The sequence below is a fragment of the Clostridium sp. LS genome, from assembly GCF_002760435.1.
Lineage (GTDB): Bacteria > Bacillota > Clostridia > Clostridiales > Clostridiaceae > Clostridium.
The window spans coordinates 1-13,254 of the sequence record NZ_AUUU01000096.1; the positions used below are offsets into that span (position 1 = coordinate 1).

Below are 13,254 nucleotides of genomic sequence, written 5' to 3' on the forward strand. Positions count from 1 at the left end.
CATATTCACATTAATTTTTACACATTTTCTTTCTCTCATTTTTAACACACTCCTATATAAATAAATTATCTATAAAGGATATATGATTAAAAATGAAATTTAACAAAAAAATTTTAAAAAAATTATTTTACACTTTTAAGTACAATCCCTTCTTTAAATCCCCCACGTTCCTCTCTCTTCTTTTCTCTAGCCTTTACGAGTTCTTCTTCACTATACCCTAAGCTATCAGCAAGTCCAAACAAGACTTCCATTACATCTGCTAATTCCTCAAGATTTTTATCTTCTAAAAATTCATTAACTTCCTCTTGTAATTTAGCTTCTAAAAGTTTGTACTTTTCCTCTTTAGATACAATTAAAGTATCACATTTCTTTCCATCGGCTTTTATAATTTCTGGTATTTTATCTCTTACTAATTTATTGTATATCTTCATTAAAGTTCACCTCTTCCTAAAGAGACTATATATTCTTCCTTTTCTTATAATCCTTATAAAACAATATAATTCCCATGATTAAAAATACACTCCCTATAAATAATATAAAATTAATCTATTCCATATATGCTCTCTAATCATTCTAATTAAACAGATTTTAATTTAGATATGGTATGATTTATGATAATTTCATCTGCTGCTCTAAGTATATTATTTATATCTTCCCCAGAAGGAGCTTTTTGTCCTGTTAAATCACTCAAATTATATCTAACTCTTGATCTTCTAGTCATTCTAACACCTCTTTATGTATTTCATTACCAAAACCACCTAGTATCTCATCCTATATATTTTAGCATAAAATAAGAACTTACTTAACATAAGCTCTTACAAAATCTATTTTTAAATATATCCCATGTATATCTTATAATTGCGCATTATTTTTTCAGAAATTTCAATAATCCTGCTAAAAAGTCTTTTTTGAGTATCTTTATACTAATAAATTTACTTATGAACTAAAAATAATTCTTAAGTTCATCAATTGAATTCATATCAAATATTTCTGTACCTATTACTTCTGTTACATCTTGAGGCATAGCCATTATTTTCTATTAAAGACCATTATAAGCCTTTTCCAAAACTCCTAAATCGAATTTTTTCATTTTCAGAAACGCCTCGGTTACTCGCTTTATCTTTTCTCTATCATCAGATCTCATCATGTCTTTCATAATTGTTGGTATGATTTGCCACGAAACTCCAAATTTATCTTTTACCCATCCGCATTCCTCTGCCTCAGGTACGTGTGAAAGTTTATCCCAAAAATAATCAATCTCCTGTTGATTTTCACAGTTTACAATCATAGAAAATGCCTCGTTAAAACCGAAATCCACATCAAAGCCATTATCCATTGCAGAAAAATCAACACCATTAAGCTTGAAGGAAGCATAATTTATCTTTGCCTTTGGTGAAGTTGCTTCTCCTTCTCCATATCTGCTAATAGTTCCTATTTCTGAATTTTCAAATATTTCAGTGTAATACTTCACTGCTTCTTCTGCTTTCCCACATGATTGATTTGAGAAAAGCAAGTTAGGAGTGATCTTTTGGGTGATTTGCCCATTATCTACAAGCATCAGCTGCCAGGACAAACCATATCTGTCTTCAACCCAAGCATACCACTTACTAAAAGGATATTCACCAAGAGGCATTAACTCCTTCCCACCTTGTGATAATGCTTTCCATTTAGCATTTACTTCTTCTACAGAGTAGCAAGCTACCATTAAAGAAATTGACGGATTAAATTTAAAGAAAGGCCCTGCACTAATAGCCTCAAATTGTTGTCCAGCCAGTTCAAAACTAACAAGCTCTGCATTTCCAGATGGAGTATTTTCTATTACTGTTACATTTAATAATTTTGATTGATCAAATAAACTAGTATAAAACATAGCTGCTTCTTTTGCTTCTTTGTCATACCATAAATGTGGAACTATTTTTTGCATAGTAATCTCCTCCATAAATCATGTTATTCTATCTATAAGGTTGTTCTCTCTGTATAGCTTTTAAAATTATCCAAAATTGCCTGCCAGCCCATCTGCTGCATCTCAATGGAATTAGTACTCTCAGCTTCAAAGGTCTCAGTTACCTCTGTTTTATTTTCACTGCTGAAAAAATCTATACTAACTTTTCTTCCATCGCCTAATGTGTAAGTTATAATATCATATAATTTTACTTCATCATAAACTCCACCAAAGTCAAAGCCGAAGCTTCCATCTTTTGCTTCCATTCTTGAAAGAAATTTACCTCCAACTCTTAAATCATTTTCTGCAACCGTGGTATGCCAGTCCTCTGAAGCGTTGTTCCATTTTTTTATATGTTCTGGTTCTGTAAAGTATTGCCAAATTGTTTCTATAGGTGCATTAATAGTTGCTTTTATAGTTATTGTTTGCTTATCTTTCATCTACTACTCTCCTCGTCTTATCATTTCTTTTTGTGATTCTATATTAGAACAATTCTCTTATAACTATTGACCTAATTTAATAATACAGTCTTTCCTATAAAAAGAAATTCCATATTTAATTATATCTTCATAGCCTTCTTCTTTAAGCTCTAACTCATATTTTTTCTCTTCTATCTGTTCTAATGCTTCATCACATTTCCTAAAGATTTCTTTAGGATTATCAGAAACTTTAAGTTCTATTATTACTGCTGGCTCGAAGATTGATGGAGATTTTATATAAATATCACATCGTCCATCACCAGTCTCTCTGTTAGATTTTACTATATGATCATGCATATTAGAGAGAACACCTACAACAAAACCATGATAGAAATTTTCATATGCATCGTTAAAGCTTATGGTTTCTCTTAAAAGTTTATTTAGTTCTTTTTGAAAAGTGTCACTATCTTTATTAAAGATTGCAGTATATAAAACACTTAAATCTTTAGCTTTTATTTTTTCCTCAAACCATTTTAGAATTTTAGTTCTAAAAATATATTTAACTTCTCTATTGGGGATACTTAATTCCAAGTATCTATTATCTTCACTGTTCATTCTTTCATTAACTTTTTTAAAATATCCAGTAAAGAACATGAAGTTCCATAAGTTATCCATTGTATCGTAAATTTCATCATAGGTTATATCTTCATGTACTGGCTTTTCTATAGCTTTCCCTTCAATTAACAGCTCGATTTCTTTTTTAGTTGCTGTATCTGCTTTTTCTATTAGACTTTTAACTATGCTGTTTGAACTTGTATTTGCCCAATAGGAAGATGGAAATGTATTGAGGTCTGTTACTAAATCTTTTACAAATCTTACTGCACTCCACGGATTATAAACCTCAGCACCTCCAAAAATATATCCATTGTACCATTCCTTTACTAAGGTATCTTTTTCATTCAAATTATAATCTTCAAGCATTTTATCAACTTCATTTTGAGTAAATCCAAAGTATTCATCATATGATTTATTTAATATAGAGATAATTTCTATATTATTTAGGCCTGTAAAAATGCTTTCTTTAGAAATTCTAAGGCATCCTGTTATTACAGCAAATTCTAAGGAACTATTAGTTTTTAACGCTGATTCAAAAAGCGACCTTATGAAAGCAATCATTTGGTCATAAAAGCCCTCAAAGAATGAATTTTCAAGGGGTACATCATACTCATCTATAAGTATGATAACTTTTTTTTCATGATACTTTTCTAAACATTGTGATAAAAATTTTAGGGCTGTTATATAAAGTTCTTCATTGGATTCTTTTCTTTCTATTCTTTCATATTCTTCTTTTTCTTTGACTAATTTGTCACTTTTCAAAATATAATCATGGCGTCTAAATTCATCTACAAGCTCATCCTTGATACACTTTAGTGCTAATTCAAAGGTTGGCTGTTTAGCAGATTTCAACGACAAATTAATTACAGGATATTTTCCCATATGGGATGTGTATTTTTCTCCTGCCTTCATTATTTTTAAATCCTCAAATAAATAAGAATTGTCTTTCCCTTTATTTTCAAAGAAATATTGAAGCATACTCATATTTAAAGTCTTTCCAAACCTTCGTGGTCTTGTAAACAAATTAACATCTGATTTATTATCTAATAAATCTTTTATAAGTAAAGTTTTATCAACAAAGTAATAACCTCTAGTTATTAATTTTTCAAAATTATCTATTCCTATTGGCAGTGGTTTAAATTCCATTTCATCACTTCCATTTCTTTTTCATTTCTTTCCCATTTCTTGTTATAGTATATTATAACCCATATTATACTTACTTAAAATAATAAAGAGCCAAACAAATAACAACTATAATAATTGCTTTTTGTTTGGCTCCCTAGCTTCCGAAATTAGAATGTTTGCTTTTTTCTTTATTTATATAACAAAATCTTTTTATAATAAATTAAATGTTGGTTAAAAGTGTAAGCTAACCATTTTTTATTGAACCTAAAAATAGATGCAGTCAAATTAATGACTGCATAATCTATATAAACTTTAGGGGATAAAGAGAGTGGAGGGTATTATTGTGCTTCTAAACATTTTATCTTTTGTATACAACTTAATATCTTCTGTATATTTTTTATATCTTTTGTATATATTTATAATAACATTTTATTACTTAATAATCAATATCACTTAGTATTTACTATCAAATTATTTTTCGACATTTCTTAATACTTAAACTACTTCCCTTTAACTTTCTTTTGAATAAAGCCTTTCAGATGTTGCAGTCAATCCAAGTAAGAATTTTAGTATAAATAAGCACACTGTTTGCAATTATTACAAGCAATGTGCTTATTATACCTAACCTTCAAAAACTCTTTTTCACTATCACCCAAGCTATATACACCAATCATATATATAACAGTATCTGTTACTGTATCTTCAAATTGTTCAAAGCTTTGAAATCCATACATATTTTCTTTTCTTTCAATTGTAATTCCTCTTAAGTCTATGTCGCTACTATCTAAATTAGTTCCATATCCTATTGATCCTGAAAGTGTCAAATAAATGATGTTTTCTCCTAAATTTTCATTTTAATGGATGAATTTATATTCTTCTTTATTTAAAATTTCCTTTGTTACCCTGTTCATTTATGCCCCCATATGAATTCAAAATATCTAAAATAAATTTAATTTATTGTTTATTTATAACTATTCATAATTCAGCCTTGCATTTAGTTACTTCTGACTATATCGCATATTAAATTTGATTCTATAAAATATTCCTAAAGTAATCATCAATCATATCTTTCATATCATCATACCCAATGCAGCTATATGCTTCCTTCTCTACTAAGAAATTCACAAATAAATCTTGAACCTCTTCATCATTATATTGGGTCAAGAAATTAATACAAATGCCCCATAAACTTTGAAATTCTTCTTTATTAATTATCTTAATGCTTAGTTCTCTAGCTTTTGGTTTATTATTTACTTCAAGGTTATAAAATATATACTCTAATTCTTCTATGGGATCTTCTCCAATGTAATTTAACAATTCTAAAATTTTATTATCTGATGTATCTTCTGCCACTGTAGATAAAGCAAAAGTTTTATAGTCTATAAATTCCCTTTTAGGACTTATTAAGTTAATAGCAATAGACTGTTTATTTCCTAAAATAACCTCTTGATAATTATGGTCAAAATTATTCTTGCTACTATTCCTATTATTAAAAAATCCTTTTATCTCCTTACCACTATTTAATTTACTAAATGGAATATCTTCATGTAAATAACGAATTCCTTCTTCCCCATTATTATATCTATACGAATATGGATTAATTACAGTAATGCAACTAAGATTTTTTCCTTCTAAATATGCGGCTGTTGCTTTATGGTGACCATCAATTAATAATGCCATAAATCCTCTTAATTCAATTGCAATCCCAAATAATTTTTCACCATTCTTAATTCTTTCTCTGTAATAATCAACTCTTTCTTTGTTATAGCACTCCATTCCTTGAGATGGCACCATAAATTTTGGTACTCCAGCAACGCATTTGCAGTCATAATATAAATCTGCACTTGCATTATAATTTTGACTAACACCATCTAACTTCCAAAAAAAATTTCCTTCTCCATCTGTTGGAACTAACTCAATTTCTTTTAAAACATAATATCCATTGTCAAGTAGTGATAGTATGGGCTTTATTTTTTCAAATCCATCTTCTATATTTTGTATTGAATTAATATTGTTTAATATTTTAATTACTTCACTATCGACCTTTTCTCTGCCTTCTGCTAACTGAATTAAAAGTGAACAAGTTGGACAATATTGTGAATTAGTCATAACTAAAGGAGTATTCCCTAAAAAATACGCTTCTTTTACATTATCATTTTCATCTTTAACATATTTCATTTTTAATTTTCCATGACCATTTTTTACTTTAAATAAAATATCTGCATTATTTATTTTCTGAAGTTCTGAAACTTCTGCCAATTTCATAATTCCACTTCCTCTTTTAATTATTTTAATTACCCTTGAGCCTTAAAATTATAAATTGGTTTAATTATTTCAATAATATCAACAGTTTCAGAAATATTTTGAAGTATTTCTTCCTTAGGCTTATATACCATTGGAGCTTCATCAAGTGTTGCTTCTGTAACCGAAGTTGTAAAAATCCCTTCCATTGAAGCCTTAAAATCCTCTAAACTCACTTTTTCTTTAGCTTTAGTCCTGCTCATAATACGCCCTGCCCCGTGTGGTGCTGAATAATTCCAATCTGGATTTCCTTTTCCTATAGCAATTATGCTTCCATCTCTCATATTAAGTGGAATTAATACTTTTTCTCCTTCATAAGCTGAAATACTTCCTTTTCTAATTATATTGTCCTTGAAATTTATATAATTATGGGTAGTAGAAAATGACTCAAATTCTTCAAAGCCTTTTCCAAGGAGCTTCTTTAAAATTATATCTGCCATAGTGTCTCTATTTAAAACAGCATACTCTTGACAGATATTCATATCATTTAAATAATCCTTTCTGTAATCTCCACTTAAAAAGCATAATTCTTTTGGATAGCTTGGCATTAAGTCATTATATAATGCTTCTAAATCTCTTAAAGTTTTTTGGATTTCCTTTCTACGTCCAGCAGCTTTATATTCGCTAATTATCTTATCTCTTTTAACAAAATAAGCTCCTTTACCACTGCATAAAGCTATAGCCAAATTTTGATAAATATTAGCTACCTGGTTTCCCAAATTTCTGCTTCCTGAATGAATTACAAGATATTTAGTGCCATCAGCACTTTCATTTAATTCAATAAAGTGGTTTCCTCCACCTAAGGTACCAATACTTCTTTCAATCCTTTTAGTATCTTTCAAGCTTCTAAAGCATTTTAAATTTTGCAATTCTGGAAACCTAACAATTCTTCCTTCATGAACCTTCATTCCTGAAGGAACATATTTATGGATGATATCATCTAACTTTTCTAAATCAACATCTACTCTTCCTAAATTTACAGTTAACATGCCACATCCAATATCAACTCCTACAATATTAGGAATAACCTTATCGCCTAAATCTGCTGTAAATCCAATAACACAGCTTGCCCCTTTATGAGTATCTGGCATTATTCTAACCTTGCAGCCCTCTACAAAAGGCTGATTGCATAATTCCTCTAATTGTTCAATTGCTTCTATTTCTATATTATCTGCAAATACTTTTGCAGTATTATATTTTCCTTTAACTTCTATCATAAATATTTCTCCTCTAATTTATCTTTTATAGATTAGTGACTGCCACCAATTTATTAAGAAATCATTTTTCAATATATAACTTTAAAATTAAGGGGAGAAAAACTATTTAAGTATTTAGTGCTCTACCACCTGAGCTACTTATAATTTCTGATAATTATAAGACCGGATTCGAACCGGTGACATCTATCGTTAACAGCGAAGTAACTTAAATATACACTTCCCCTATATTTTCATATAATTGATTTTAATTCTTCCTTAAAATAATAATCTTCAATTTTTTCTTTTATATTGCTAAGCCCAGCTTCCACATTTGGTATGAATTCTAATATCTTTTCATTCCAGCCTGCAATTATATTTACCTTCTCCCCTTTAAATTGTTGAGTACCATAACCTAAAAGGTCAATTGCATGGACCCAAACATTTGGATTTACTCTTTGCCTATATTGATTTATCAAATCTTGGCATACTCTATCATATCCATAATTTATTTCGTTATCTGATAGAATTATTATTCTATCAACATAAATTTTATTATCTAACAAATGATGTATTGGTAATGAAAGATTTGTCCCTCCGCCTGTAACCCTTATAGAATTTGCATTAGCTATAATTCCATTTGTAGCTGCAAGTGGCGTTATTTTAAACCTTGTATCAAAAGTACTTGTTATAGCTTCATCACAAATGCTATTTGCGATCGCCATTAATATAGTGCCTATTTCAGCACAAGTAGTATCACTTTTTCCACTTAACGTACTTCTCATAGAACCTGATACATCAGCTGATATAAAAGTCTTACCACTAAGTCGCTCTATGTTGTCTGTAGAAAATCTAATTGCATTTTCGAGAGTACCATAAATTTTTGATGTTCCAAGACCTTCATTTGATAATACTTTAAATGCTGAATAGTATCTAAAAGGTAATTGTTTGCTTTTCTTAACCCTATTTTCATTTTCTAAAATTTCATATACCTTTTCTATATTATCTGGTTCAGCTTTAATAATGTTTCTCAAATTACGAAGAATAGCCATATAACCAAGCTTATTGCTATCAATTAGTTTTTCCCAGGTATTCTTGTTATTGCCTTCACTTGAAAGCATTGTTTCCCATGTAAAAGGTGTTTCTAATTTGTCTTCAAGTAATCTCTTAAACATATCGCTTTGCTCATCTGTACTTGGCTTTGGATGAACTAAATTTACTATGTCCTTAAGCTTAATCTCCTTTGCTCTATTGTATTTTGCAATAGAATACTCATCAAATCTTATGAAAGAATCACTTAAACCCTTTTTGAGTGAGTTTGGAATTGGTTTGCCATACACATTTAAGTAATAACTTAAAATTTCTGCCATATCATCTACTCTTTCAACTATTTCATTTAGAACTCTTCTAACATACTTCTTTCCCTGCATATCATGAGCAAGCTCTGCAGCCATAACATGAGATACACTTCTTAAATGAATTTCTTTCCTAGCATATATAGCTAAATTTGCTACAAATTTTGGATCTATCTTAATAACATTTCTTAAATCATTAACTATTTCTAAAGAATTATCTCCATAATATTTTCCTTCATTAAAGAAGCTAGTTAAAACTTCAGTTATTAGTTTTTCTTTTAGTTCCATTTTAAAAGCCACATGGCCTTCATGATTTTTTGTTGTATTCTTAAAACTATTAAACTTTGACATTTTAATTTGCTCCTTTCAATTTTGAAGTTCAATAATATTTTATTTTAGATAATTTTATATTTTTCACAATAAAGTCCTATAACTAATTATTTAAAGGGAGAAAGGCGAAAAGTGTTAGCTGCAATCATAGTTGCAGCAAATTCACTTTATTAACCCAAATAACGAAGTAACACTTTTCTGCACTGCCCTTATTTTAATATGGAGAAAAAAGCTATTTAAGTATTCTCGTGGTGTCTTACCACTTTGACTATACATATATTTCATACGCAACTGGATTCGAACCAATATTACCACGCCCTGAACGAAGTAACTTAAATATACACTGCCATATTTTGTTCTCTTGACTACAATATTTATTATATTATTTCTATAATTTTCTTACAGACAAAAACTTTGCATCTTTGAAATATAATCCATTAACCCCAACTAGATATTCCACATGTACCCACTTAAATAACAAATAATCTGCATAAATTTAATTTGAATATATGTTGTAAAATAAAAAATGCAAATACTATCCACATACATTTGGATTAGTATTTGCACTTAGCACATAGACTTATTATTTTTTTACATGTTCCTTATTATAGATAAATAATTTACCAATTGAATTTATACCTTGAAATATATCTTACTTATTTCAGTAAGCTATATCATAAGTTTAAGTCTTGCTTTGAATATCTCCTGTCATAATGTTTTTATATACTTGTCCACTGTGTTATTTACCTTTTATCATTTCACTGTCAAGTATAGTATAATTAGCTCTATGAATATATAATGTTTTTCCATCTATATTTATTCGAGTCATTTTAGGTAAATCATCTGGTATGGTAACATAGACATCCTTTCCTTGATATACTCCTATAGGAATCCCCTGTTGTGAGCTTATAATAATTGTCTTTTCTTTTCCTATTTTATTTTTAACATCATTAACATATCTATCAAGTGGAACATAACCGCCTCCCTTATCTACATTAACATCCTTTGGAACATCATAACCTTCAATCATATCTAATCCGTTTTCAGCAAATATTACCGTATTCCCAACTTGAAACATTTGATTTCCATTAACTGTGACTTCTAATACTTCTGATTTAAATTCTGCAGGCTTTTTATCAAAATTATCACTACTTTGCAACAATCCTACTGTAACTTTCTTACCTTCTACGGTTAATGTTTTATTTCCATAATCATCATATGTGGTTACAGTAAATTGTTGTCCCACTAAATCACCTTTAATTTTTCCAGCTATATCTTTTATCTTAGCACATCCAAATGCAGATATTCCTATTAGAGAAATAGCAATAACTAGAACTATTAGTTTAAACCTTTTTTTCATTATACATACCCCCTTACTGATTATTGTATATAAAATTCTATAAAAATACAAATTCTTACTTTAAATTTCATCTTTTATCACATTATATTTTGAATGTGACTAATATGCATAAGATAATGAGATAAAATAATCTGCTTCTAAGACTGTGTGTTTCTGCTAATTTCAAACGTTATTCAAAGCTTTGACTGCATTATAATTTCCCAAAGAATAGAGAAGCTAGAAGGTTTTCTTTAACTTCCAGCTCTATTGGGAATTATTTAATATATTTAAGAGTTCTCTATGCTTTCTGTAGTTTCAAACATAAGTGCCCTTTTAATCTTATCAATAACAATCTCTCTAACTCTATCAGGTTCCTTAACTTTAACATATGGACCTAAAGACATTATTTTTCTTATGATCTCATCTTCTTCAAAGGTATAATAATAAATATCTATTTCATATTTATTTTCTGAAATAGTCCTGGAATTTCTTTCAAAAGAGGAAAAACTCATAAAACATCTTTCCATAGCTCCCCTAATATCTTCAAGTTCAATTGTAATTGGAATTTCTGAGTATTTCTTTTCCTTTAATTTCTTAAGCACATCTTCTCTTTTTACTTTTGAATTAACATTTTGTGCTATTTTAACTTCCTTTAAGGTATGTAAATTAACCATTATAGACCGCTTCTCTTCTAAAGAATATAGGGATGCTCTAAATTTATCATCTTTTAATGAATACTCAATTCTAGTTGGAAGAGCTAATTGGTTATTATATTCATTGCCGTTTTTATCTACATTTGAATATATAATAGGCTTCTCATTAATTATTCCTTCTAAAATAGTATAAAAATCCTTACTTAATTTTTCTAAATCAAGCTCAAAATCATTTTTTACCTTGTTTGTAAATTCTATTACTTGATTACTTCCCTCTTTTACCTCTATCAAGGCTGCTTCCAATTTTTCTAAAGTTCCTTTTCCAAGTAAAGCTTGTACTACTGGTTCTTTAATCATTCCATTAAGCCAGGATTTTTCTAGCTTTGAAAATCTAACTTTAAGAGGTACACTATCTTCATTATTTAAAATACTATAATACTTTCCATCTCTTTCTTCCAATAAATTAAAATTATCTATTTTGCTATATTGATTTAAAAGCATTCCTTCAAAGGTTTTAAAGTCTTTGCCTATTATTTTTTCATCATATTCCTCTTTTTCAATAAGCCTTATAATTTCATCTTTATAAAGTCCATTTTTTGATAGATTTAAAATTCTAAATACTAAATGAAAATATTTATTTTTGTATTCATGAAATAACTCCATAATTATTAAGCGTATCCTCCCAATCATTTTTTATTTTCTTATGAAGATACCTAGGCGAAATAACCCTTAAATAACCACCATATTTTCTAATCCACGGGATCATTTCCCAAGCATCATTTACTATCTTTTTAAAGGAATAGGTAGTATCACTTATCTCCTCAAAAGCGCACTCCCCCAGCTCCCCTTTTATCTTTTCAACTATATAATATTCATTTATGGAATTAATTTCAACTTCAAATTCCACTTCTTCATAGGAAGCATCAGTGTTATGAGGTACACTTGAAAAACTTTTCTCCATAGCTAATTTATACTTTTCCTCATATTCCTCATAATTAAATCTTGTTTTTAATACCTCAACATCATCTTTCCTATCGAGCCTAGCACTAACACATCGTCCGTTGTTAGTAAATGAAAAGACGTAAAACCTGCCACATTCAATATCATATCTTAGCTTAAAGGGTCTAACTACTTCATTATCATATCTTTTGACACGTGTAGTTTTACAATTATTCTTAAGTCTTATCTCATTTCTATTTTCAACTGCTGTCATAATTTTCAAAATTAATTCTTCTTCTATTACAGGATGAAAATGCAAGTTTTTATATTGGAAACAATTGTTATCCTTTGGTATTATATTTCGTTCAAACTCCATGTAATCACTTAATGTGTCATAAAAATAATGCCCGCTTACATTAGGAAAGATAATATTTTTATATAAGTCTACTATATAATAAAGCCTTAGAATTTCTTCATTATTAAGTTCTTTTAGTATATCCTCTGAAATGTAATACTCTTTAACTCGCCCATTCTTCTTAGCTGCTACAATTTCCATAGAACTTACTAATTCATTAAGCTTTCTTTCTATAGTTTTACTGCTTATATTTTCATAATCTATTAATTCCTTACTTACAAGTTGATTTTCAATATCTGATAAGTTCATAGGTTCGTTATTATAGTTTAAAATTAAGAGCAAGTAATAATATAAGATAATATCAGTTTTAGTAAAACTCTTACTTAAATACGTATTAACCAAAAAATTTTTTGTATTTGAAATATCATCATAACTTAAACTTAATAATTTATTTTTTCCATCCTTATCTATTTTAATAAAATCATTTTCTATATATTGTTTAATTCGACGCATCTCATAACTGACTTTTCTTGAGCTTCCATGATTTTTATTTTCTAAATCACCTTTTGAAAAACATCCATATAAAAAAACATCCCTAAGAATTGAACGTATTAAATCATAATGCTTAATAAAATCTGGAAAAATAAAAATCCCCACCTTTGCTTAACAAAATTTAATATTATAGTTC

12 protein-coding genes are annotated in these 13,254 nt (G+C 28.6%); all 12 read right to left on the minus strand.

Annotated features, from left to right (window positions below):
• Positions 1-122 precede the first annotated feature (122 nt).
• A complete protein-coding gene (locus COL3_RS19255; RefSeq protein WP_008424194.1) occupies positions 123-431 on the minus strand; it encodes a nucleoside triphosphate pyrophosphohydrolase in 309 nt (102 codons plus the stop codon).
• A 146-nt stretch (positions 432-577) separates the two neighbouring features.
• A complete protein-coding gene (locus tag COL3_RS19260; protein WP_008424193.1) occupies positions 578-721 on the minus strand; it encodes a hypothetical protein in 144 nt (47 codons plus the stop codon).
• A gap of 318 nt (positions 722-1,039) precedes the next feature.
• Positions 1,040-1,924: a VOC family protein gene (locus COL3_RS19265; protein ID WP_008424190.1), complete on the minus strand. Its 885-nt coding sequence runs from the start codon at positions 1,922-1,924 to the stop codon at positions 1,040-1,042.
• 32 nt (positions 1,925-1,956) lie between these two features.
• A complete protein-coding gene (locus COL3_RS19270; RefSeq protein ID WP_008424187.1) occupies positions 1,957-2,382 on the minus strand; it encodes an SRPBCC family protein in 426 nt (141 codons plus the stop codon).
• Between the two features lie 63 nt (positions 2,383-2,445).
• A complete protein-coding gene (locus tag COL3_RS19275) occupies positions 2,446-4,122 on the minus strand; it encodes an AAA family ATPase (protein WP_008424185.1) in 1,677 nt (558 codons plus the stop codon).
• 545 nt (positions 4,123-4,667) lie between these two features.
• Positions 4,668-4,934 carry a nucleotidyltransferase domain-containing protein gene (locus tag COL3_RS29390; RefSeq protein ID WP_347474386.1) on the minus strand — a complete coding sequence of 89 codons (267 nt, stop codon included), beginning with the start codon at positions 4,932-4,934 and terminating at the stop codon, positions 4,668-4,670.
• 199 nt (positions 4,935-5,133) lie between these two features.
• On the minus strand, positions 5,134-6,366 hold the full coding sequence (locus COL3_RS19285; RefSeq protein WP_008424180.1) for a hypothetical protein: 1,233 nt from the start codon (positions 6,364-6,366) through the stop codon (positions 5,134-5,136).
• Between the two features lie 29 nt (positions 6,367-6,395).
• Positions 6,396-7,619: an RtcB family protein gene (locus COL3_RS19290; RefSeq protein ID WP_008424178.1), complete on the minus strand. Its 1,224-nt coding sequence runs from the start codon at positions 7,617-7,619 to the stop codon at positions 6,396-6,398.
• A gap of 230 nt (positions 7,620-7,849) precedes the next feature.
• Positions 7,850-9,301, minus strand: a complete 1,452-nt coding sequence (locus tag COL3_RS19295) for a TROVE domain-containing protein (RefSeq protein WP_008424176.1) — start codon at positions 9,299-9,301, stop codon at positions 7,850-7,852.
• A 718-nt stretch (positions 9,302-10,019) separates the two neighbouring features.
• On the minus strand, positions 10,020-10,640 hold the full coding sequence (locus tag COL3_RS19300; RefSeq protein ID WP_008424173.1) for a DUF5052 family protein: 621 nt from the start codon (positions 10,638-10,640) through the stop codon (positions 10,020-10,022).
• A gap of 266 nt (positions 10,641-10,906) precedes the next feature.
• Entirely contained in the window at positions 10,907-11,935 is a 1,029-nt protein-coding gene (locus COL3_RS19305) for a WYL domain-containing protein (RefSeq protein WP_008424171.1), read from the minus strand.
• Positions 11,919-13,223: a WYL domain-containing protein gene (locus COL3_RS19310; RefSeq protein ID WP_008424169.1), complete on the minus strand. Its 1,305-nt coding sequence runs from the start codon at positions 13,221-13,223 to the stop codon at positions 11,919-11,921. Before COL3_RS19310 ends, COL3_RS19305 begins: the two co-directional genes overlap by 17 nt.
• Between the last annotated feature and the right edge of the window lie 31 nt (positions 13,224-13,254).

Bases quoted from the DNA above. Each gene is read 5' to 3' on its own strand.
- COL3_RS19290 (WP_008424178.1), bottom strand. From the start codon at position 7,619: ATGATAGAAGTTAAAGGAAAATATAATACTGCAAAAGTATTTGCAGAT.
- COL3_RS19255 (WP_008424194.1), bottom strand. From the start codon at position 431: ATGAAGATATACAATAAATTAGTAAGAGATAAAATACCAGAAATTATA.
- COL3_RS19275 (WP_008424185.1), bottom strand. From the start codon at position 4,122: ATGGAATTTAAACCACTGCCAATAGGAATAGATAATTTTGAAAAATTA.
- COL3_RS19285 (WP_008424180.1), bottom strand. From the start codon at position 6,366: ATGAAATTGGCAGAAGTTTCAGAACTTCAGAAAATAAATAATGCAGAT.
- COL3_RS19300 (WP_008424173.1), bottom strand. From the start codon at position 10,640: ATGAAAAAAAGGTTTAAACTAATAGTTCTAGTTATTGCTATTTCTCTA.
- COL3_RS19305 (WP_008424171.1), bottom strand. From the start codon at position 11,935: ATGGAGTTATTTCATGAATACAAAAATAAATATTTTCATTTAGTATTT.
- COL3_RS19260 (WP_008424193.1), bottom strand. From the start codon at position 721: ATGACTAGAAGATCAAGAGTTAGATATAATTTGAGTGATTTAACAGGA.
- COL3_RS19265 (WP_008424190.1), bottom strand. From the start codon at position 1,924: ATGCAAAAAATAGTTCCACATTTATGGTATGACAAAGAAGCAAAAGAA.
- COL3_RS19270 (WP_008424187.1), bottom strand. From the start codon at position 2,382: ATGAAAGATAAGCAAACAATAACTATAAAAGCAACTATTAATGCACCT.
- COL3_RS19295 (WP_008424176.1), bottom strand. From the start codon at position 9,301: ATGTCAAAGTTTAATAGTTTTAAGAATACAACAAAAAATCATGAAGGC.